General features: G+C 48.9%; 19 protein-coding genes. 2 read left to right on the top strand and 17 right to left on the bottom strand.

Annotated features, from left to right (window positions below):
• Window positions 1-938, top strand: a 938-nt coding sequence (locus PMI05_RS22325; RefSeq protein ID WP_007726650.1) for an ABC transporter substrate-binding protein, incomplete at its 5' end; no start/stop codon positions are given.
• Window positions 939-1,043: 105 nt separating this feature from the next.
• On the top strand, window positions 1,044-2,690 hold the full coding sequence (locus tag PMI05_RS22320) for an AraC family transcriptional regulator (protein WP_007726648.1): 1,647 nt from the start codon (window positions 1,044-1,046) through the stop codon (window positions 2,688-2,690).
• 50 nt (window positions 2,691-2,740) lie between these two features.
• On the opposite strand, the gene PMI05_RS22315 is transcribed toward PMI05_RS22320, so the two are convergent.
• The 17 genes from PMI05_RS22315 to PMI05_RS22235 all read right to left on the bottom strand — a co-directional run bounded on the left by PMI05_RS22315 (window position 2,741) and on the right by PMI05_RS22235 (window position 20,689).
• Window positions 2,741-3,529, bottom strand: coding sequence for a DeoR/GlpR family DNA-binding transcription regulator (locus PMI05_RS22315; protein ID WP_007726646.1), 789 nt, complete (start codon window positions 3,527-3,529; stop codon window positions 2,741-2,743).
• Between the two features lie 25 nt (window positions 3,530-3,554).
• Window positions 3,555-4,718 carry a saccharopine dehydrogenase family protein gene (locus tag PMI05_RS22310; protein ID WP_007726644.1) on the bottom strand — a complete coding sequence of 388 codons (1,164 nt, stop codon included), beginning with the start codon at window positions 4,716-4,718 and terminating at the stop codon, window positions 3,555-3,557.
• A gap of 19 nt (window positions 4,719-4,737) precedes the next feature.
• Window positions 4,738-5,856, bottom strand: a complete 1,119-nt coding sequence (gene phnW / locus PMI05_RS22305) for a 2-aminoethylphosphonate--pyruvate transaminase (RefSeq protein ID WP_007726642.1) — start codon at window positions 5,854-5,856, stop codon at window positions 4,738-4,740.
• Entirely contained in the window at window positions 5,853-6,647 is a 795-nt protein-coding gene (phnX, locus tag PMI05_RS22300; RefSeq protein ID WP_007726639.1) for a phosphonoacetaldehyde hydrolase, read from the bottom strand. The genes phnW and phnX overlap by 4 nt, the downstream gene beginning before the upstream one ends.
• A 3-nt stretch (window positions 6,648-6,650) precedes the next feature.
• On the bottom strand, window positions 6,651-8,360 hold the full coding sequence (locus PMI05_RS22295; protein WP_039961199.1) for a putative 2-aminoethylphosphonate ABC transporter permease subunit: 1,710 nt from the start codon (window positions 8,358-8,360) through the stop codon (window positions 6,651-6,653).
• Window positions 8,361-8,365: 5 nt separating this feature from the next.
• Complete coding sequence (locus tag PMI05_RS22290) at window positions 8,366-9,415, bottom strand: putative 2-aminoethylphosphonate ABC transporter ATP-binding protein (protein ID WP_007726634.1); 1,050 nt, start codon at window positions 9,413-9,415, stop codon at window positions 8,366-8,368.
• Window positions 9,416-9,432: 17 nt separating this feature from the next.
• Entirely contained in the window at window positions 9,433-10,509 is a 1,077-nt protein-coding gene (locus PMI05_RS22285) for a putative 2-aminoethylphosphonate ABC transporter substrate-binding protein (protein WP_007726633.1), read from the bottom strand.
• Between the two features lie 211 nt (window positions 10,510-10,720).
• Complete coding sequence (locus PMI05_RS22280; RefSeq protein ID WP_007726631.1) at window positions 10,721-11,413, bottom strand: aspartate/glutamate racemase family protein; 693 nt, start codon at window positions 11,411-11,413, stop codon at window positions 10,721-10,723.
• 6 nt (window positions 11,414-11,419) lie between these two features.
• On the bottom strand, window positions 11,420-12,307 hold the full coding sequence (locus tag PMI05_RS22275) for a sugar nucleotide-binding protein (RefSeq protein ID WP_007726629.1): 888 nt from the start codon (window positions 12,305-12,307) through the stop codon (window positions 11,420-11,422).
• Between the two features lie 188 nt (window positions 12,308-12,495).
• Window positions 12,496-13,356 carry an MBL fold metallo-hydrolase gene (locus tag PMI05_RS22270; RefSeq protein ID WP_039961205.1) on the bottom strand — a complete coding sequence of 287 codons (861 nt, stop codon included), beginning with the start codon at window positions 13,354-13,356 and terminating at the stop codon, window positions 12,496-12,498.
• Window positions 13,357-13,472: 116 nt separating this feature from the next.
• Window positions 13,473-13,826, bottom strand: a complete 354-nt coding sequence (locus PMI05_RS22265) for an arginase family protein (protein ID WP_007726625.1) — start codon at window positions 13,824-13,826, stop codon at window positions 13,473-13,475.
• A gap of 18 nt (window positions 13,827-13,844) precedes the next feature.
• Window positions 13,845-14,603 (bottom strand): amino acid ABC transporter ATP-binding protein, encoded by a 759-nt coding sequence (locus PMI05_RS22260; RefSeq protein WP_007726622.1) that lies wholly within the window; start codon window positions 14,601-14,603, stop codon window positions 13,845-13,847.
• Window positions 14,603-15,277, bottom strand: a complete 675-nt coding sequence (locus tag PMI05_RS22255; protein ID WP_007726620.1) for an amino acid ABC transporter permease — start codon at window positions 15,275-15,277, stop codon at window positions 14,603-14,605. The genes PMI05_RS22260 and PMI05_RS22255 overlap by 1 nt, the downstream gene beginning before the upstream one ends.
• A gap of 20 nt (window positions 15,278-15,297) precedes the next feature.
• Window positions 15,298-16,128, bottom strand: a complete 831-nt coding sequence (locus tag PMI05_RS22250) for a transporter substrate-binding domain-containing protein (protein ID WP_007726618.1) — start codon at window positions 16,126-16,128, stop codon at window positions 15,298-15,300.
• 233 nt (window positions 16,129-16,361) lie between these two features.
• Complete coding sequence (locus tag PMI05_RS22245; protein WP_007726616.1) at window positions 16,362-17,732, bottom strand: sigma-54 dependent transcriptional regulator; 1,371 nt, start codon at window positions 17,730-17,732, stop codon at window positions 16,362-16,364.
• Window positions 17,710-19,746, bottom strand: coding sequence for a transporter substrate-binding domain-containing protein (locus PMI05_RS22240; RefSeq protein WP_007726614.1), 2,037 nt, complete (start codon window positions 19,744-19,746; stop codon window positions 17,710-17,712). The genes PMI05_RS22245 and PMI05_RS22240 overlap by 23 nt, the downstream gene beginning before the upstream one ends.
• 430 nt (window positions 19,747-20,176) lie before the next feature.
• Window positions 20,177-20,689 carry a hypothetical protein gene (locus PMI05_RS22235; protein WP_007726613.1) on the bottom strand — a complete coding sequence of 171 codons (513 nt, stop codon included), beginning with the start codon at window positions 20,687-20,689 and terminating at the stop codon, window positions 20,177-20,179.
• Window positions 20,690-21,108: the final 419 nt, after the last annotated feature.

Raw genomic sequence — 21,108 nt, 5'->3', positions numbered from 1 at the left:
CTGGCAGCTTGCTCATGGGATGCAGTCCATCCGCTTCGCAAGCAACTACCGCTTCCTCGCTTGGACAAGAAGCAACGAGCACAACAAGCAGCGCGGCTAGTCAGAAAAACCAGACGCGTCCATATACGGATTATCTCGGGCATGCAGGCAACATCCCGGTCTCCCCTGCACGAATCATCTATTCCGGTGAGACATTTGGCGATATGCTCGCGTTGGGCGTGATGCCTATTGGGGGATTCGGGTACGCCAACCAAATCTTTGAAGACCAACTGCACGATGTCGAGAATGTCGGTTTTCCCATTAATCTCGAAAAGGTCCTAGAATTACAGCCCGACCTGATCATCCATGCAAGTACCGAAGAAAAAGAATATGAACAGCTAGCCAAAATCGCCCCTACCGTCATTTTTGATACATTCGCGCCGTTGGAAGAGCGGATGACCCAGCTCGGAGATATGATTGGAAAACCCGAAGCAGCTACCAAATGGCTTGCCGATTACAAGCGCAAATCGGAAGAGATGTGGAAGAAGCTGAAGGAGTCTGGCATCATGAAAGAAGGAGAAACCGTCTCTGTCTTTACCTATTATCCGGGTGATCGGCTGTTTGTCATGGCAAGAACAGGGCTTTCCCAAGTCCTCTACGATACAAACGGATTCAAGCCGACAGCACCCATTCAAGAAATACTCGATGCACAAAAAGGATTTGAACTCATCTCTGTGGAACGTTTGCCCGAAATAGCGGGAGATCGTATCTTTATTCTGAATACGCCGAGCGAGGAAGCTGAGAAATCAACGCAGGAGCTGCTAAAATCACGCATCTGGAAAGACCTTCCTGCTGTTAAAAACGGATATGTCTACTTTATCGACATCGAAAAATCTAGCAGTGATGCGACAACAAGAGAATGGCTCCTGCAAAGGATTCCTGAAATTCTGGCGAAGTAATGAAATAGGAGAAGCTTTTCAACAATGATTGAAAAGCTTCTTTCTTTTGTATACGATTGATAGAATGAATGATAATGATTCTCACAAAAAAGGAGGGCACAACCGATGCTTCACTCTATACCACCTCATTCCCCGCTCGGTTCCCTTCATTTTCAGTTGTGTAAAGTAGAGCGGACGGCTAGTCCTTCACCCACTCCCTTCCATACCCTGCTCTTCTTCACAAAAGGTTACGGCAGCCTCTGTATTGACGACCAAACGATTTCACCTTTGGCAGGAAAGTGTTTTTTGCTTTCACCGTCTACTCCTTTTACTATCGAATCCTTGTACGACAGCGCGATTGATTGCTACCAAATCTCGTTTACCGTCATTCAGTTCGATGCAGAGAATAGACCACTACCGTACCCACACGCACTGCTTGATGGCCGTATCGAGCTGTCCGCTCACCCCTCTGCCCGGCTCTTGCGCTTATGTGACGCTTTGCTCTTGGGCCGTTCAACTTCTTCTGAAATGGACAGCTTTTGGCAGCAATTGCGGTTCCAGAAGCTGCTCGGATTTTTGCTGGAGCAAAATCTCTCTTCTGACCATATCCCTAGCAAGAGCAAAGAGGTCGAGAACAGCATTGATTATATCCAACAAAATTATCAAGAGAACATGACGGTCAAGCAGTTGGCACAACTGGCCAATGTGCCATCGTGGCAGTACACGCTGCTCTTTCGCCAGTTGACGGGTAAAAAGCCTTTGGAGTATTTGACAGCACTGCGTATCCATCATGCGAAAAAGCTCCTGAAAAGCTCGAACGATTCATTGCGGGACATCGCCTCGCAGGTCGGCTTCACGGATGAGTATTATTTCAATCGTCGCTTTCGAAAGACGACCGGTTACACGCCAAGGCAATATTCCAGGCTGACTCACCGCATGGAGCTCGTGCAGGACTGGACAGGGCATGAGGTAGAGATCCCCCTTCAGCCACAACGTATCATTTATATTGGCGAGACATTTAATGATTTGCTCGCGCTCCATGTTGAAAATATCGTCGGCGGGAATTTTACCTGGATGGAACGAACGATCTATCGAGACAGGGTAAGACACATGCAGGATATCGCTTTTCCCGTTGACTATGATCATTTGACGACATTGAAGCCAGATTTGATCATTTTCGCAAACGCAGAAGAAGACAAATACAAGCAGATGAGCCGGATTGCCCCAACGCTCACGTTTAATTCATTTGCTTCGCTGGAGGAACGGTTGCATACACTCGGAGATTGGCTGGGGAAAAAGAACGAGGCGCGAGAATGGCTCAGGAAATACCACACGAATGCTACCACTATGTGGAATCAGCTATGTTCCGAGCTTGTGCCGGGTGAGACTGCATCCGTCTTTATCCATGAGCATGGCGGGCGCCTGTTTGTAATGGGCACTTCAGGACTTTCCTCCGCCCTCTACCATCCAAACGGTTTTTCTCCTGTGAATAAAATTCAAGAAGTACTACAAGCTGGCTACGGCTTTATCGAAATTCGTGAGGAGGACATCCCCCTGTACGCAGGTGATCGGATCTTTATGCTGCTGTCCGAAGACCACGAATCGCGTCAGGCTACCGCCGCATTCATACAAAGTGACAGGTGGCACAGTCTGCCTGCCGTTCAGAACGGCTATGTCTATTTTGTAGAAGCGCAAAAATGGAATTATGGCGCTGCCCTTACCAGAGAGGGATTGCTGCATATGCTGCCACTTTTGCTGCGCCATTCTTCCTGAAGCAAACAGGCCAGCTTCCCTGTCGTGGGGAATCGCTGGCCTGCTTACTACTACTCCTCTGCTACCATCCATGCTACATTTTTTGCTTGGAGTCCTTTATTCCATTCTGCTGGTGCTGCCGTATCGCTGATCACGATGTCGACCTCTCCCAAGTCTGCGATCTTGCACAATGTACTGAGCCCAATCTTGGAGTGGTCCGCTAGCACCATACTTTCATTGGCATTTTCGATGAAACAACGGGCGAGTTCCGTTCGATCCGGCTCATAGCAGGTCAAGCCTTTATGGAGCAAGATCCCGTCAGCCGCGATAAACGCCTTGTCCACATAAAATTGCTTCATCATCTTCTCTGCATAGGTCCCGCTTACCCGATGATGCTTGGCACTCACCTTTCCACCCAGGAAGTAGATGTCTGCCGCAAGCATTCCATTGTTTTGGTACTCGATTAATCGATTCAGCGCCGTGATCGAGCTAGTGAGGATCGTCAAATCTTTTTTCGTCACGAGAAAGCTGATCATTTTCAAAGGCGTTGTCCCTTCATCGATGACAATGGTATCGCTGTCTTGCACCAAGTCTGCTGCCAAACGTCCAATCCGTTTCTTTTCTTCCGCTCGCAAGACTTCACGGGCAAAATGAGAAGGCTCAAAGCGCTCCACTGTCAGCTTTACTGCTCCGCCATAAACCCGCTTCAGCTTTTTCTCCGCTTCCAGCTCTTCCAAATACCTGCGGATCGACTCAGACGAGACTTGCAGCTTTTCGACCAGTTCATTGGTCCGCACCTTGCCATTGGAATTGATCAACTGCAAAATGATTTGCTTACGCTCTTCCCCGAACAACGACACGCCGAATGTCCCCCTATATTGTACTTTACGTCATTTCGAGCTTTTCTCCATGGATGTAAATCTGACGTTTTGCCAACTCGTGAAAAATCACAGCCGGATCAAATGCTTCTTCTGGAGTTATGACGCCAATAGCTTTTACGTTTCCTTTTGCGATCTGCTCAGTCGCAATCGCCAGCGGGATTCCTACGTTGCGGGTATAGGCGCGCAGCCCAGCCCAGTCAGCTACAGAGCCGTCAGATGCCGGATGTGTATGGTACAGGACGTGTCCTACTTTGCGACCGTCCTTGGTACCTGTTACCTCGACATGAAGAGAATACCCGTATAATTCCGTCTCTTTTCCCTCCCTAGAATTGTAGAGGTATTGGGAGATACAATCAAGGATTCCTACCTTTGTTTCGCCTACCGTGATGGGATCGTTCCGTAAAAAGCCATAATCATAGAGGGCTTTGACCAGCTCCATGTTTTGCTTCGGCCATGTTCCCCGGACCTCGATCAGCTTTACCCCTTTTGGAGACAAAGCCTGTGCGAGCGTTTTTGTCTCTGCATGAGGAATGATGTACTGAATTGTTTTTCCATACGGCTCGGGAAGCTTTATTTCGCGTGGGCGAGCAAATGGCGGTACTTGAATGAATGCACCATTTTCATAGACGACGCGCCCTGGCAGGTCTGGATCATACTCGTAGGTCGTCGTCTCTGTGATCGATTTGGAAAAGGCAATCGGGCGAAAGGAACCGTGACTGACGCGGACTTCGTCGACTTCATCGAGCTGGTTTGCTGCATGCATCGCCATCATTTGGGTCAGTCCAGGTGTCATGCCAAAGCCTGGCAGACAAGTCTTCCCATGGTCGCGGAAGATCGCATCTGATGCGTTTTCTTCCCCAAAACCGTTCAAATTGATGCCATGGCAGCCAGCCTCAGCAATCGCAGCAGTAGACAGGCCGTTCAGTGTGATCGTGGTTCCGTCCATAACGATGTCGTAACCGCGCATTTTTTGGACCGTATCCGCATGATCGCGTACATTTACCGGAACAAAATCTACGCGAGGATCGTTCAGCCACTCGACCACCTTGCGACCTTCCTCTTCATTAAAATCGCCGATCGTGATCTGCTCAAAATCTGAATGCATCACGAGATCAAGCACTGCTTCTCGACAAATATTTCCCGCTCCACCCAAGCAAAACACTTTCATCACGATAGCCTCCTATTCTTTACTCCAGCCAGAAACGATTGTTTTCCATTGCCGTGATTAATCTCTCGATATCCTCTGGGTAAACCTCTCCGATATTGCCAATCCGAAACGTGTCCGCTTGCGAGATTTTGCCCGGATAGATGACGAAGCCTGCCTGCTTTAGCCGCTCATACAGCTCTGCAAAGGTGAATGCTTCGCTTTCGGGATAATAAAAGGACGTGATGAATGGCGATTGCGATTCTTTTGGCAACAGGATGCGAAAACCGATGCGCTCCATGCCTTCTGCGAGTAGCTGCTGATTTCGCTGGTAACGCTCGTACCGTTTTTCAACTCCCCCTTCTGCCTCAAGCTCTATCAGTGCTTGATAAAAAGCTCGCACGACATGAGTCGGAGAAGTATAGCGCCACTTTCCGTTTTGCTCCTCCATCGTCTTCCACTGGCTGTGCAAATCGAGGGACAACGTACGGGCAATCCCTTTGCATTTGATGAGCGCAGACGTTTTGGCAATGACAAAGCCGAAGCCAGGCACACCTTGGATGCATTTGTTTGCGCTTGAGATCAGGAAGTCGATCGAGAGCTCTGCTGCATCCATCGGAATGCCACCGAAGCTACTCATCGCATCTACGATATAGACTTTTCCGTACTTCTTGGCGACTTCACCAATTTCTTTGATAGGATTGAGCATGCCGGTAGTCGTTTCTGAATGCACGACAGCCACATGCGTGATCGTTGCATCCGCCGCTAGTTTCTGCTCCACTGCCTCTGCATCGGCCTTTGTTACTTCTCCAAAATCAATTACCTCCGTCGCGATTCCATGGACTTGTGCCATTTCCACGATCCGATCCCCGTATGCGCCATTCGTCAGAACGAGCAGCTTTCCGTCTGCGGGAATCGCACTGCTCACCACCGCTTCCACACAAAAGGTCCCGCTGCCTTGCACCAAAACGCTCGTATACTCCTCTACCTGCGAGGTTGCCAATCGGACGAGCTTTTGGCGGATTGCCTGTACCAGTTCATTGTAATCACGATCCCAGGTGCACCAGTCCCGCAGCATTGCCTCGCGTACGGTTGATGAAGTGGTCAATGGTCCGGGGGTGAGCAACAAGTACGAATTGTCGGTTGGTCGTGTCTGATTCATGGTCTCTCTCCTCCTGCGTGACGCATCTCGATGTTTTGTAGCACTTCATCCAAGCATCCGATCTCCTCGACTACGTAGTGCGCACCCGCTGCCATCAGTCGTTCTGTTGCGATAGCCAACCTTTTATCCAGCTCTTCCTGTGGCATGCTGGTCACTTCCTCCAAAGACAAGCCGAGCTCGCTTCCACCCTTCAGGACACCAACGGTCCACATCCCGGCGTTTCTTCCTTCTTTCATATCGCTCGTCGTATCACCGACCTTGACCATCTCGTTCATTGGATAAACATCCAGCAGGATCGCATTTTGATAGCACATCCATGGATACGGACGCCCAGCAGGCACTTCACTCGGGGTGACCAGTGCGTCTGGCTCGTAGCCCTGTTGTTTAGCTGAGGCCGCTACGACGTTCATCATTTCTCTCGTGTAGCCTGTGGTCGAGCCGATTTTGATTCCTTGCTCGCGCAGTCGTCCTACCAATTCAATTGCTCCCGGAACAGGAGTGGCGTACTCGTGCAGCGTCGCCATCAGCATCGGTTCGAAGTCAGCGTACAATTCGTCCACATCCGCTTCATTCGGAAGTCGACCGTAACGCTCTTGCCATAGCGCTGCTACTCGCTCCATTTTGCAAAGTGCCTGGATATGATCGCGCTTGAGCATCCCCATCGGTTCGCGCGCTTCTGCTGCTGTCAGCTCAATCCCCCGGTTTTTGAACACCTGTAAAAAGACAGCTAAAGGAGCGAAACATCCGTAATCTACCATCGTTCCTGCCCAATCAAATACTACTGCTTTCATGTTTTATGCCACCTGACCTTTCTCATGGTAGGACCCTGTTGTCCGCTTGCGAAGTTTGGATGCGATCCATTCTGCGCCAGCACGTGCGATGATGTTGAGGAAGACGATCAATACCGACATCGCTGCTGCTGGAGCCACATCCCCTGCGTCATCCATGTTGACGATGGAGACAGATGCCAACTTGAAATCCGCTGCATACAGAAAAACAACCGCCGAGATCGTCACCATCGAGTTGATGAAAAAGTACACCACCATCTCGACAATCGCCGGCATACAGACGGGAATCGTGACGCGCCACAAAAGCTTTGTCTGCGAGATCCCCATGGACTCTGCCGCTTGCTCGAATTCGGGATCGAGCTTTTTCAACGCGCTTGTTGCTGTAATAAAGCCAACTGCGAAAAAATGAATGACGTTCGCTAAAATCAAAATCCAGATCGTTCCGTACATGCCGTGAAATGGATTCGACGGATTATTGAAGAAGAAAATGTACGCTAGCCCAATGACCATCCCTGGCAATGCCAGCGGGAGAATCGACAGGAAGTATCCAGCTTGGCGAAGCCCCTTCCACACTTGGGATTTTTCAATGGTGTAGGCGGTAATAAACGTGACCGCCGTCCCGATCACTGCCGTCAGCAAAGCGACGAGAATGCTGTTCCACAGTGGCTCGATCCCTTCTCCGGCTACGTTGGAAAAGTCGTAATGATCCAAGCCGAAAGTCAGATTGTACGGCCATACTTTGATGAAAGAAGCCAGTACCACCGCAGCCATGAGAAGCAGCAAAAATCCGCTGACGCTCACACAGAGAATGAAATAAAACAAGTCGCGCAAACGATTTTCCTTGATTCGATACGGTTTGGACTTGGCTGTTACAGCCGCGTGTTGCTTCCGCTCAACAATCCGGTCCACGACAAACGCCACGAGAGCGGGAATGATCAAAAGCAGCCCAACCGTTGCTCCCATCGTCATATTTTGCTGACCGATGACCTGCTTGTAGACGTCTGTCGCCAGTACGGAAAACTGTCCGCCGACAACCTTTGGTGCTCCGAAGTCAGTAAACGAGAGAGTAAAACAGACAAAGCAGGCGCTGACGATACCGTATTTCACGCTGGGAATCGTCACTACAAAAAACTTGCGCCAATGGTTCGCACCGAGCGTATCCGCCGCTTCGTACAGCTGATAGTCGGCAAAAGCAAGGGAAACAGCGAGAATCAAATACGCTTGCGGGAAAACATAGACGATCTCCGCCAAAATAATCCCCACTGGCCCGTACAAGTCGATGTCCCATTGAAACGGGAGCAACCCGAAGATCCCCGTCGTCACCAGCCCTTGATTCCCAAAGAGGTAGGTCAGGGCAATTCCGTGCATCATTGTGGGCGCAAACAGCGGCAGCAGCGCGATCGCCCGAAAGACTTCTTTTCCGCGAATTCCGCTGTGCGTCAAGGCATACGCAAACAGAAAAGCGAGTGTGACTGCGATCAGCGTCGTCATCGCAGAAATATATAAGGTGTTATTCAGTGACCCTGCCAGTGCTGGGGTGGAGAAGTACGTAACGAAATTGTCCAGGCCGATGAACTGACCGCTTTTGTTATAGAATGCCTTGGAAAACAGCTGGCCAAGTGGCAACAGAACACTCGCTGACAATCCAAGAACGACGAGTGCGATGAGCCACTTTTGCATGGCTTTTCCATCGAAGATCGATGTCATTTCCTTCATGCTGCTCACCCCTGTTCCTCTATGGTTGGCGCATGCTCAAAGGTCAACAAATTCTCCAGCGGAAACTCCAGCCACACCTTTTTGCCTCGGGCAATCCCAAGTCTTTGTGCCTCGGCCGCTATCAAATCAATTGTCAGAAGCTCTTTTTTTATCTGGCCTTCCTCTTGCCACTCTAGAAAGATTCGGTAAAAAGCACCGCGAAATTCTATCTCGGAAATAGTCGCAGATATGGCGCATTCGGATTCTTGCTGCAAAATCCGCACATGCTCCGGTCTGATCGCAAGTAAGCGATTCGGATCAGATTGCGCATTCTCAAAGCGACTGTACTCAAAAAAGTTGATCGCTCCGATAAAATCAGCAACAAACGGGGTGGCTGGGGTGTTATAGATCTCCTCGGGTGCGCCTACCTGAACGACCTCGCCGTGATCCATGACGACGATCTTGTCTGCCATTGTCAATGCCTCATCTTGGTCATGCGTGACCATTACTGTTGTCATGCCGTACTGCTCATGCAAACGCCGAATCTCCCGGCGCAGCTTTTGTCTTACTTTTGCATCCAATGCGGATAGTGGTTCATCTAAAAGCAAGATATCCGGCGATAGAGCAATCGCTCTCGCCAAGGCAATTCGCTGCTGTTGACCGCCTGAGAGCTGGCTGGGATATTTGGCGGCGGCATGAGACAAATCAACCATGTCTAGCGCCTCTTCTACTTTGGCTGCGATCTCTTTTTTCCCCAGCTTCTTTTCTTGCAGGCCAAAGGCAATGTTTTCGGCAGCCGTCAAATTGGGAAACAATGCGTACGATTGGAACATCATCGCAATGTTTCGTTTTGCTGGTGGCAGGGAAGTAATCTCCCTGCCTCCCAGAATCATCTTGCCTGTCGTCGGCTGTTCCAATCCAGCCAGCATTCTCAGTAATGTCGTTTTACCGCAGCCACTGGGGCCGAGCAGACAAACAAATTCATTCTTGTCAATTTCGATGGAAATGTGCTCCAATGCGGCAAACAAACCAAAGCGTTTACTGACCCCTTGAATGGATAGATAGGATTGTGTCATGCTGTTCTCCTCGCTGCTTACTTAGGTTCACTCTTGGTCGCGTATCGTTTTTCCCACTCCGCCAAGACGTTGTCACGATTTTGTGCGGCTTGATTCAGGTCGAGCTTGATTAATTGCTTGATCGGATCTACAGCGTAGCCTTCCGGGAGTGTCGCGCCTTCTTGCTTGATACTGACGATAGCGAAGTTCTGGTTATAGGCTTTCATGACTTCATCCGAGATAGCCCAGTCCAAGAACAGCTTGGATTCTGGCTTGATTTGACTCTTCTTGATCAAGGCATTCGCCTCTACATCCCAGCCTGAGCCTTCTGTTGGAAAGACGACTTCAACGGGCGCACCTTTTTTCTTCTCGGTAATCGAACGGTAGCCAAAGGAAATGCCGATTGGATATTCGCCCGATGCGGCCATTTTCGCTGGCTTCGAGCCGGAATGCGTGTAGATCGCCATATTTTCATGCAGCTTGTCGAGGTACGCCCAGCCTTCTTTCTCCCCTTTTAATTGCATGATTCCGTTGATGGTGAGAAGCCCAGTTCCAGAAGACGCTGGATTTGGCATCACGATCAGCCCTTTGTACTCCGGCTTGATCAGGTCTTCGTATGAACGCGGGATAGGCAAATTGCGTTTTTCCAGCTCCTTGGTATTGACCGCGACCGCAGTCTCCCATGCATCGATTCCTACCCAGCTTGCAGGTTCTTTGGAATCCTTAAACTCCGGGGATACCTTCTCGACTCCTTTCGGCGAATAGCCTTCGAGCATGCCTTGCTGTTCGAGTACAAGCAGGCTTGTCGCTGCTGTTCCCCATACGACGTCTGCTTGTGGATTGTCTTTTTCCGCCAGTAGCTTTGCTGTGATGATCCCTGTAGAATCGCGGACGATATTGACCTTTACATCTGGATATTTCGCTTTGAAGGATTCCAAATACGTTTTGATCTGGTCATCCTCCAGCGCCGTATAAACCGTAATCTCTCCTGAGGCGGTTGTACTTTCATTTGTGGAAGTTTGTGTGTTTGGTTGTGACCCTGGTGCTTGTCCACATCCTGCTAAAAACGCGATTGATAGAACGGAAGCAAGTAAAGGATAATGCCATTTCTTCATGAGAACCTCTCCTCTTTGCGGAATGTTCATTTCTTGGTTCCTACGACACCAATCTTACGGGGAAAATATTAAGCGGATATGAACGTAACGTAAATTGATTGTTTTTATGTGTGTTTGGTTGCGTTTTGTTGCGTTTGTTTCGATCAAAAAACAAAAAGACTCAGCCATCCCTGCAAACGGGATCAGCCAAGCCTTTGCTTCCTTACGTATTCTACTGTAAAGCAGCCTCTACAGCTGCTACTGCATGTATCTCTGTCGTATCAAATACCGGAACGGTGCAATCTTGGGATGTGATCAATAGACCAATTTCCGTGCAACCGAGGATGACTGCCTCTGCACCTTCCTTGACCAGTCTCTCAATAATCGCCTGATATGTACGTTTGGATTCCTCGCGAATGATCCCGACACACAGCTCATGATAAATGATGTCATGAACGAGTTTTCGCTCTTGTTCATCCGGCAGCAATACCTCTAATCCGTGTACGTCACGCAGACGCCCTGTATAAAAATCCTGCTCCATCGTAAATCGCGTCGCAAGCAGTGCCACTCGTTTATGCCCGTGGTTCGCGATCGCTTGCGCTGTCGCATCCGCGATATGCAGAAAAGGCAGGCTGGTCGCTTCCTCGATAGCGTACGCTAGCTTGTGCATCGTATTTGTACAGAGAACGATTAGGTCGGCTCCTGCCGCTTCCAGACTTTTCGCCGCAAGCGCCATCCGCTCGCCGGCTTCTTCCCATCGTCCTTCTCGTTGCATTTCTTCGATCTCGGCAAAATCAACGGAATACAGGATGCTTTTTGCCGAATGCAAACCGCCCAACCTCTCCTTGACGGTTTCATTGATCAAACGGTAGTAGACCAAGGAGGACTCCCAGCTCATGCCGCCAATTAATCCGATTGTTTTCATTGTTCTCTACTCTCCTTTGTCGTTATCGTTGCCATGTGCGTTTTTCCATCCCGCCTGACGAAAACGGGTCTGTAGCAGTGCATGCGCCTTCTTTGAACTCAGCGAAGTATCCAACGGAATCCCTCGTTCTAGCGCCTCCGCTTCTGTTAACAAGGTTTCTTTTACACCATCAGCATCCAGCCCTAATGCCAGAGCCATCTTTTTGAAAAAAGAATAATAACTCTCTTTCTTTGCTGGACCGAGATGAAGGGTTCCGAGGTAAGAAGCGTGCAGCAATTCGTGGATGGCCTTCCCCACATCTTCCACATGGACAAACGTCTTGTACAAATTACCTGCCCGGCTTATTTCTCTGCCAGCTTCCAGGTCTTCACACATCGAAGCGACGCGTTTATCCCATTGCCCAACCACATTGCGACCATAAATCGGGCCCAATCGCACAATGACATGGTTGGGAGACCGCTCTCGGATGCGCGCTTCCCCTCGTATTTTGGCATTCGAATAAGCAGCTAACGGATTTCTCTCATCTAATGGTTCAGGCGGATCTTCTTCCCGATAAGAGCCTGTACCTCTTCCGAAAACACCGTCTGTGGAGATGAAGATAAATTTGCGCTTTTCCGGCAACTGAGAAAGCAGAACATCCCAGCCTTTTTCTATTAGCTCTGGTTCATCTGTTGCACTCATCAACGCCCAAATGACAACATGTGGTGAAGAGTCTTGCAGGATCGCTGAAAAAGAAGGGGGATCAGTTACATCGATTTGGAGCAGATGACCAGCAGTTGATGCCGAAAAGCGTGTACCTATGAGTTCAATAGCCTCGTCTTGCAAAAGCTCATGATAGATTTGACTCCCCAAGTAGCCGCTTCCCCCGAGCAACAATACTCGGTGTTTCTCCATGGCTGTCTCCCTCCATTTCCGTTATGATCCAATATACCACTATCTCCCATCTAGAGCGACGCATAAATAGTCCAATCACCTTTATGAAAAAGGGTTGTTTTCATAAGTCTTATTTATAGGAAAACCCCAAAGCTTTCAAATTTTAACTAGCTATCACAAAATCAAATGTACCAACCCGATGAATCGGATCATTGGTAGACAGCCCCGACCATGAACCATTCGAGAGCTTCTGAAAATTCATGAGGAAGCTCTGACACCTGGAGGAAGGTGCACATCTCGCTTACGATCCGTTCTCTGTTTTGCCCGTATTGCTCTGTGAGCAGAGCTAGCTTCTCCCAATCACTGAGCTCTTTTTGAAAGGCAGCTCGATCCAATGGCCGGCCGTGCGATTCCACGAAAAGGATTGCTTCAGACTGGTATGCTTGCTTCAACACGCGCAGAAAACGGGAAGCTGTATAACTGCGCGGTCCGCCATAGACAGAGGGACCCAAGGCATCTCCCAGGAACAGCGTTTGATCCTCTTTTACGTACACATAGCACGAATCTTCCGAATGATCTCCTCCGACACGGTTCACCTGACATGTCACGCCACCAAGGTCGATCGTGATCGATTCATCGAATAGGATATCCGGCTCGACTATTCGAATCAAGTCCCGGTTCATTCCGTACTCTTTTCTGATGTTCGCCATCGTGCTGGCATTGATGACCTTCTCCTTACAGAGCTGTTCCATGACTTCATCCGACCATTCCAGCCCCATCAGTTTGCTCAATGAATGTGCGGTTTTTGCCTGCGCGATGGTAGGTAGATCCCATGCTGACATTCCGAATGTATGATCCCAGTGCCAATGAGTCAGTATGAGCAGATCTGGAAGACGAACGCCTAGCCTTTGCAACTCCTGACGAAATAACGCGGCATGCGCCGGTGAATTTCCAGCATCAATCAAGAGGGTTTTTCTTGCCCCCGTAATGGCTGCTAGGATGGGGCGATCCGTGTCATGACTTGCATGCATAATCAAGATATGCTCGGTAATCTGTTCGATCGTGGACATTTCCTTCTCCCCTTCCCAAATACGCCAATGTAATTTTCTCTCTACAGAATGACTCAGCAATATTTTCCATGTTATCACACAACACTTCCCCCTCGCACAAACAAAAAACGCCCGTGTTACCAGGCGTTGGTGATTTCCTCGAGAGCGGATTCGATGTTTTTCTGGCAGCAGGCAATGTGAGTAACATGCATGGCGACATCGCCAAGAGCGACAGCACGCGTGCTGGATAGATCGATATCCTCATCATTGTAGGTGGTAAATGAGCTATGCAGCTGCCGGAATTGCAGCGGGTGGGTATGCGCTCCGGAAAAGCTGATGGAGCTTTTCGAGAGAGGTACTCCAATGACCGCAAAATCATAGGCTTCGCCCGGTTGAAAGGTCTGCTCGACCCATTCAAACAAACGGGTGACATAGGGGTCTCCTTTTCTCTGGGTAAACCGGAATGGAGGTTGGGTCAATTTCGAAAGCATGTAGAGTCCTCCTTTTGTCTAGTGCGATAAGACCTTGCTCAGGAATGCCTGTGTTCGAGGTTGGTCAGGTGAGGAGAAGATCTTCTCCGGTGGCCCGTCCTCAATCAACGTACCGCCGTCCATCACGACTACGCGATCAGCTACCTCACGGGCAAAGCCCATCTCGTGAGTGACGACCACCATGGTCATCCCTTCTGCAGCCAGCTGTTTCATGACGGCCAGCACTTCCCCTACCAATTCAGGATCGAGGGCTGAGGTAGGCTCGTCAAACAGCATTACTTTCGGCTTCATTGCCAAGGCGCGAGCGATGGCCACACGCTGTTTTTGTCCGCCTGACAATTGGTCCGGATACATATCTGCCTTTTCAGCAAGTCCGACCTTGCGCAGCAGCTCGCGTGCCTGTTTCTCGGTTTCCTCCCGCTTTGTTTTTTTCACAGTCATCGGGGCCATCATGACGTTCTCAAGCACGTTCACATGAGGGAACAAATTGAAGTTTTGAAACACCATACCTACCTCAGCGCGAACCTTGTCCAGCTCTTTCTGGGGCATTTCCACGAGCTTTCCGTCCTTTTGAATCAATCCGATCGGCTTTCCTTCGATCTCAATCGAGCCTTCTTGAATCTGCTCCAGGTAATTCATGCAGCGCAGCAACGTGCTTTTTCCGGAACCGCTTGGCCCGATCATTACCACGACTTCGCCTTGACTGACATTGAGGCTCACATCTTTTAGGACGTGCAGGCTTCCATATGATTTGTGGATTCGTTTGACGGATATCATCAGGCACGCGCCCCCTCTACACTCAATTTGCGTTCCAGACGGCCGATGCCGACCGAGATGGAGTAGTTGACGAGGAAGTACAGAACAGCGATGCCGATGTAGATCTCAAAGTAACGGAAATTGTTCGATACGATCAGATTGCCTGCGCGCATCAATTCAGACACCGTAATGACGGACAGAAGCGAAGAGTTCTTGGTCAACGCGATGAATTCATTGCACAGCGGCGGAAGCATGCGGCGTACAGCTTGCGGCAAAATAACCTTCACCATGGTGTGGAAATGACTCATCCCGAGAGAACGTCCAGCTTCCATTTGTCCTTTATCAATCGATTGAATCGCTCCGCGCACGATTTCCGATACGTAAGCGGCGCTGTACATCCCGAGTCCCAGCACCCCAGCTACAGATGCACTCAAATCCACTTGCAAGCCGATCGCCAAGCCATAGTAGAGAATCATGAGCTGCACCAACAGCGGAGTTCCGCGAAACCATGCCAGATACAAGGAGCAGAGTATAGATATCCATTTTTGCTTGGACATCCTTCCGAGACCAATGATCAGACCCAGAACCGCACTTAGAATCAGTGCCATGAAAGTCATCGAAACCGTAACCCATAGCCCTTCCAGAAGCGCATATAAATTGTTGTCTTCAAAAATCACCATAAAATCAAGCGCCATTGGTGCACCTCCTGATGTTGTTATTCACCAAACCATTTTTTAACGATTTCTTCTTGCTTACCGTTTTCTTTCAAGGTTTTCAGTGCCTTGTCGAGAGCAGCTACAAATTCTTTGTTTTCCTTGCGTACACCGTAACCGTAGTATTCTTGCGTCAGCTCAACATCTAGAACTTTTACCTTTTGGCTCTGCTTTGCGTACACCTTGGCAGCAGGCATTCCAGTAACAACAGCGTCTACGCGATTGCTTTCCAGCTCGAGGAACATTTCTACGTTTTTCTCGACCTCCACGAGTTTTACTTCCGGATATTTCTCTTTCAGGAATTTGGCAGACTTGGTACCGATTTGGACGGCTACTTTTTTGCCTTTCAAATCATCAGCACCTTTGATCGTGTCATTTCCGTTTTGCACCATGATAGTCAGACCGCCTGGATAATACGGCTGGGAGAAGTCGATGGTTTGTTTGCGCTCATCCGTGATGTACATCGCGGATACGATCATATCGAACTTCTTGCCTTGCAGTCCTGGAATCAGGCCTTTGAAGTCGGTGTCTACGAATTCGACTTTCTCCGCGCCCAGCTCAGATGCGACCGCTTTCACAAGTTCGATGTCAAAGCCTTCATATTCGTTCTGTGCATTCTTGTATTCGAATGGCTGGAAAGTAGCGTCCGTTCCTACCAACAAGGTTTTGGTGTCTTTGATCTTTTGCAGCACTTCATCTGTTGGTGCTGCAGCTTGACTACCATTGCCCGACGCAGCTGTCTGCTCTGCAGGCTTGGCACCACAGCCAGCGATCAAAGCCCCGGTGACCAGTAGTGCACACAGAGAGAACAGTCCCTTACGAAATCCCTTCATGTTGTAGACCCCCTACCAAATATATTTTATTGATTTCGAATATTAGTTATATTCAAATATCGTGCCAAGCGAGAAATCGAAGAGGAAAAGGAGAAGCAATAGCAAACGAAGGGCTGTCTAAAGCCATTCTCAGGTCGTTTGCCATGAGTTGCGAGAGTCTTTTGAAAATACAAAAAAGGCGGCAAAATCCGCCGCCCTGCGAAAATTGCCGCCGGCCATTTCTGCCGCCTCGTCTATTCCTCTTCTTGTTCATCTTGGTATTTTTTCAGCTTATCCCGCAAGGTTCGCTCGCCCATATCCAGCAATTGCGCTGTTTTACGGCGATTTCCTTCCTGATGGGCGAGGGTGTGCAGGATGACCCTTTTTTCGATCTGCTCCAGCGTATCCCCGACGTAGACAGGGATCAGCTTTTGCTTGCTCGTGACCTGCTTAAGCTGCGTCCCTTGCAGTTCCTTTGGCAAATCTCGCTTTTCGATCAGGGATGAGCTCGTCAAGGCAATCGCCCGTTCTACGATGTTTTGCAGCTCTCTGATGTTGCCAGGAAAATCGTAGCTTTCCATCACTTGCAGCGCTTCCTGCGAGATACCGTCGATCGGCTTGCCCATTCGCTCGCTAATTTTTTTGATAAAGGAATGCACGAGCAGCGGCACGTCCCCTTCTCGTTCGCGCAGAGGAGCGAGCTGGATCGGGATGACGTTGAGCCGATAATACAAGTCCTCGCGAAAACGGTTTGCTTTGACTTCCTTCCAAAGGTCTCGATTGGTCGCCGCGATGATCCGCACGTCGATTGATTTCTCTTCCAGGCCTCCCAGTGGGGTCACGGTTCGTTCCTGGATGACCCGCAGTAGCTTGCTTTGCAGGGACATATCCATTTCCCCGATTTCATCGAGAAAGATCGTGCCGCCATCAGCTAGCACGAACTGCCCAGGCTTGCTCTGCATGGCTCCGGTAAAAGCCCCTTTTTCATAGCCAAACAGCTCGGATTCCAACAAATTATCGGGAATAGCTGCGCAGTTGACTGCCTGAAACCGCTTGTTTCTGCGTTGTCCTTGGTAGTGGATCGCGCGGGCGACCAGCTCCTTGCCTGTTCCGCTTTCGCCGTTGATTAACACACTGGAGTCAATGTCTTTGACCTTGTCGATCAGATCAAGGATTTGTTGCATGGCTTTGCTGTTTCCGATCAGACCGTAGCTGTCGGACAGCTTATCCAGCTCTTCGCTTAGCCATTTGACGCGCGTCTGCAGCTGGTACAATTCTTCTGCTTTGGATAGCAAAATGTCCAGCTCGTCCATCATCAAGGGTTTGGTCAAATAGTAGAAGGCACCGTGCCGCATGGCTTCCACGGACGAAGAGATGCTTCCGAAGGCAGTCATCATGATCACTACGGTATCCGGTGACAGCCGTTTGATTTCCTTGAGCACTTCTGTTCCGTCATGAGCCCCGATTTTTAAATCGAGCAGGACGAGAGCGATCTCTACCTGCTGGAGGAAAGGCAGCGCCGCTTCTGGGTCGGTGAAGGTATTGACCAGATACTTTTCCTCCAAGGCAAATTCAAGTGACTGACAGATGGCAGGTTCATCATCAATGACTAACAGATGGTGCATAAGAGTCCTTCCCTTCTGTTTCTTGCTGTGGCATCGGCAAGCGAATAATCATGGTGGTGCCGTGACCAGGCTGACTGTGCAGGTCGATGGCCCCTCCATTTTCTTTGATTAATTGATAGGTGATCGAGAGTCCGAGACCTACCCCATTTGCTTTGGTACTAAAAAATGGCTCGAAAATGCGGTACTTGTCTTCTGGTGACATGCCATGCCCATTGTCTTCTACTTCGACGACGACCATCTGCCCCTCTGTATATCCGCGAATATTCAATTTGCCTTGCGCGTCCATCGATTCTATGGCGTTGAGCACGACATTGATCCAAATCTGCTTGGTTTGGTTGACGTCAGCCTCGATACACAAGTGAGGGGGAAGGCTGAGTGACACCTGAACCTTTTTCTCTTTGATCTTCTGGCTGCACAGCTGCAGGACCGCTTCCATCAGGTCAGCGACACGGAAACGGGCTGGATGCGGCGGTTTTGGCCGGGCGTACTCCAACAGATCATTCACGAGATCATTCAGGCGCAGTATTTCGCCAGGCACCTGCTGCGCGAAGAAATTCCGAAATTTGGGGTTGTCAAATTTGGTCGGCAAAAGCTGGGTATAGGTGAGAATAGAGGTCAGGGGGTTGCGGATTTCGTGTGCAATCCCCAAAATCAATTGCCCTAACGAACGCAATCTGTTTTCGCTCTCCAGCTTCTTTTCCATGTCCTTTTGCTTGGTCACGTCATGAAAGTTGATGATGGCTCCTGTGATTTCCTTTGCAGGAGAAATAATCGGAAAAATATTGTAGCGGATCACCAGCCGCTGGGCTTGCCCGTCTCGTTCCCTTTCCCAAACGATCTCTTGCTCCAGATACGTACTACCCTGCATTAGGACATCCTCGACCTGATTATTGGGAATAAACTCTGCAAGAATCGTTCCGCTCAGGGGAAGGCCAGTTAAACGGTGATCGACGTCGAGAAAGTCGACTGCTTTTCGATTCATCAAAAAAATGCGGCCGTGCTGGGTGAGTGTGACATAAAAGCTGTAGGTGCTGTTGAGCAGCTGCTGTTGAAATTGCAGATTCTCCTCGAGCAGCGCCATTTTTTCTTTCAGCTCCCGATTGATTTCGTGGATCTGGGAGGTTCTTCTCTGCACTTCCTTTTTCAACATGCGATTCCACCATAAAATCCCGAGGACGATCAGTAGGCCAATGCCGGAGCCCCACTCTAGATAGAGGCGAAGGCGCTCCAAGTTAGGCGTGTTTGGTCTGATGTACTGTCCGAACCATTTTCGTTCGATTTTGTCATACGTTCCGTTTTGTTTGATCTTGGAGATAGCCTTGTTGATCTCAGTCAGTAGCTGCACGTTTTTAGGAAGAACCGCGACTCCATAATCAGTCGGATCGATCGGGTCGCCTACGATTTTGATTTGGGATTGCTGGTTGTTTTTTTGCAGGAAGTACTGCCCCGTGATGCGATTGCCGACAAACGCGTCTACCTTTCCGTCGAGGAGCAATTGCACAGCTTCTTCCTGACTGTCTGTCTCGATGAAGCTGGTATTTTGAAGCTCAAGGAAAAGATCCGCCGCGATGTCTGCTTTTTGGATGGCGACCCTCCGACCAGTCAGGTCTCCGATCCCGAAGATGTGCACATTGTCTGTTCGCACGAATATCCCCTGGGAGCTTAAAAAGTATGGAGCTGAGAAATCGTACAGCTTGTCACGCGCAGGACTGTATTTCATTCCTTGCACGGCATCGACATGTCCGTTTCGCAAGGCATCGAGAGCTACATTCCAGGGCAAGGGCACGAATTCAATTCGCATACCCGTCTCAATCGAAATGGCGTTTATGATGTCTACATTAAAGCCGCTGAATACGCCAGTCTGGGCAAAGTACTCGAAGGGCGGAAAATTATTATCCCCTGCGATGCGAATGACTTTTTCCTGATGTACCTCGCTGGGGATCGTCATGCCGATAGTCAAGAGCAGAATCACTCCGAGCATCAGCCCGATCCCTATTTTCTTTCCGCCAATCATGCTATGCACCGCCGTTCACCGTCTTGTTGTTGAAAAGGATAAAGTGTTGTTGATCGAAATTCAAGCGCGTATTGTTCCGTGAAAATAAAGTTATCTTTTCGGATTAGTTGTTACACGACTTCACTCTATCTAAATGTAAAGTAGCCGCTCCCCTGAAGTATGTAGGAAAATGGCTGTTGGATAAAGCCAATTAGGTTGAGACTAATAATTCGTCGCACATATTCATAATTGATATAATGGATTATTATCTAAACTAGTCTGGAATAACAAAAGGGACCCCGATAGGTCCCTTATTGTTGATATGTTGTGACATGAATATTCGCCTTACGTCCTTGACCCTGTTGGTTCCGTGAAAGAATGTCCCAATTAGGGGATGAATCTTGACAGACCCGAGGACCTTGTTAGAATTTATCCAACAAGGTCCTCTACTCTATTCAACTAAGTTTACATGAAATCGGTTCTTTAATTCTGACCATGTGGCGTTAAGAAATTCAACCTTGTTCGTAAACCCAATATAATGCTCAAAATTTTCTTCGTCAAAAGTTGCATAATATTCTTGTTGGAATATCACATTCGAGTATTTATTAAAGTCGTCGCCCTCCTTCACTACAACACATCGAAATAAACTGTCGATATCTATTGCTTTTATAATCTCGTCCTTTGTCTTTACTGAGAACCAAATAATATTTGGTGGTGTATTATTTGGTTGGTCCCAGTGAGGAATTGTCTCTTCCCACGGCAATACCCATTCTGTATTAGTAAATAGACGTCTTTCATTGATGAATTCTTGAATGTCAGTATCAACTAATGGCAAATTTCTTTCATAGAAAGAAAAAAGCAATAAGGAGTCTTTTTTTATGAATAGACCAAGCAAGTGAGCAACATCCTCAGTTGACGCACTATGCTTTAATATTCCATATGGTTCTTTCAGATTAATTTGCATATAGTAATCTCCTAATCTAAGCCATCTCTCCTGTTTGACCAGCTTTAGCCTATTTTACTATAACTGGAATCAATCGAACGATGGCCCCGTGAGTCCCACCCTAATGCTCTTGCTTCATCTTTAGTAATATAGTTATCCGGTAACTTCCCATGCTTTTTAATATACGTAGCGACTGCGTTTAAATCTACACATGAATTATGCGTCCATATTTTAAGATTTGAAACGAAGTAGGTATGGAAGTCCTTTACCATGAAATTATAAACCGTTGCGTGTTCCGTCTTAACCTCGGAGCCGCCTCCACCTGGATTACCTAAATCGGTTGAGTTTGAAACCGTCAGGCCATTGCACGTATTCGGCCATGCAAAAAACCGCAGCTTCACGGTGGCGATCTTGTCTTGCTGGTCTTTGGATTAGCCGCA

The organism is Brevibacillus sp. BC25 (genome assembly GCF_000282075.1).
Lineage (GTDB): Bacteria > Bacillota > Bacilli > Brevibacillales > Brevibacillaceae > Brevibacillus.
The sequence above is the reverse complement of the archived record's forward strand: the minus strand, read 5'-3'. Positions and strand labels throughout refer to the sequence as shown.

What these genes read in the sequence shown, in the direction of transcription:
- PMI05_RS22265 (WP_007726625.1), bottom strand. Translation starts at nt 13,826, where the DNA reads ATGCTTTCGAAATTGACCCAACCTCCATTCCGGTTTACCCAGAGAAAA.
- PMI05_RS22275 (WP_007726629.1), bottom strand. Translation starts at nt 12,307, where the DNA reads ATGGAGAAACACCGAGTATTGTTGCTCGGGGGAAGCGGCTACTTGGGG.
- phnX (WP_007726639.1), bottom strand. Translation starts at nt 6,647, where the DNA reads ATGAAAGCAGTAGTATTTGATTGGGCAGGAACGATGGTAGATTACGGA.
- PMI05_RS22240 (WP_007726614.1), bottom strand. Translation starts at nt 19,746, where the DNA reads ATGATTGGCGGAAAGAAAATAGGGATCGGGCTGATGCTCGGAGTGATT.
- PMI05_RS22245 (WP_007726616.1), bottom strand. Translation starts at nt 17,732, where the DNA reads ATGCACCATCTGTTAGTCATTGATGATGAACCTGCCATCTGTCAGTCA.
- PMI05_RS22290 (WP_007726634.1), bottom strand. Translation starts at nt 9,415, where the DNA reads ATGACACAATCCTATCTATCCATTCAAGGGGTCAGTAAACGCTTTGGT.
- PMI05_RS22260 (WP_007726622.1), bottom strand. Translation starts at nt 14,603, where the DNA reads ATGATATCCGTCAAACGAATCCACAAATCATATGGAAGCCTGCACGTC.
- PMI05_RS22235 (WP_007726613.1), bottom strand. Translation starts at nt 20,689, where the DNA reads ATGCAAATTAATCTGAAAGAACCATATGGAATATTAAAGCATAGTGCG.
- PMI05_RS22280 (WP_007726631.1), bottom strand. Translation starts at nt 11,413, where the DNA reads ATGAAAACAATCGGATTAATTGGCGGCATGAGCTGGGAGTCCTCCTTG.
- PMI05_RS22285 (WP_007726633.1), bottom strand. Translation starts at nt 10,509, where the DNA reads ATGAAGAAATGGCATTATCCTTTACTTGCTTCCGTTCTATCAATCGCG.
- PMI05_RS22270 (WP_039961205.1), bottom strand. Translation starts at nt 13,356, where the DNA reads ATGTCCACGATCGAACAGATTACCGAGCATATCTTGATTATGCATGCA.
- PMI05_RS22310 (WP_007726644.1), bottom strand. Translation starts at nt 4,718, where the DNA reads ATGAAAGTGTTTTGCTTGGGTGGAGCGGGAAATATTTGTCGAGAAGCA.
- PMI05_RS22320 (WP_007726648.1), top strand. Translation starts at nt 1,044, where the DNA reads ATGCTTCACTCTATACCACCTCATTCCCCGCTCGGTTCCCTTCATTTT.
- PMI05_RS22295 (WP_039961199.1), bottom strand. Translation starts at nt 8,360, where the DNA reads ATGAAGGAAATGACATCGATCTTCGATGGAAAAGCCATGCAAAAGTGG.
- PMI05_RS22255 (WP_007726620.1), bottom strand. Translation starts at nt 15,277, where the DNA reads ATGGCGCTTGATTTTATGGTGATTTTTGAAGACAACAATTTATATGCG.
- phnW (WP_007726642.1), bottom strand. Translation starts at nt 5,856, where the DNA reads ATGAATCAGACACGACCAACCGACAATTCGTACTTGTTGCTCACCCCC.
- PMI05_RS22250 (WP_007726618.1), bottom strand. Translation starts at nt 16,128, where the DNA reads ATGAAGGGATTTCGTAAGGGACTGTTCTCTCTGTGTGCACTACTGGTC.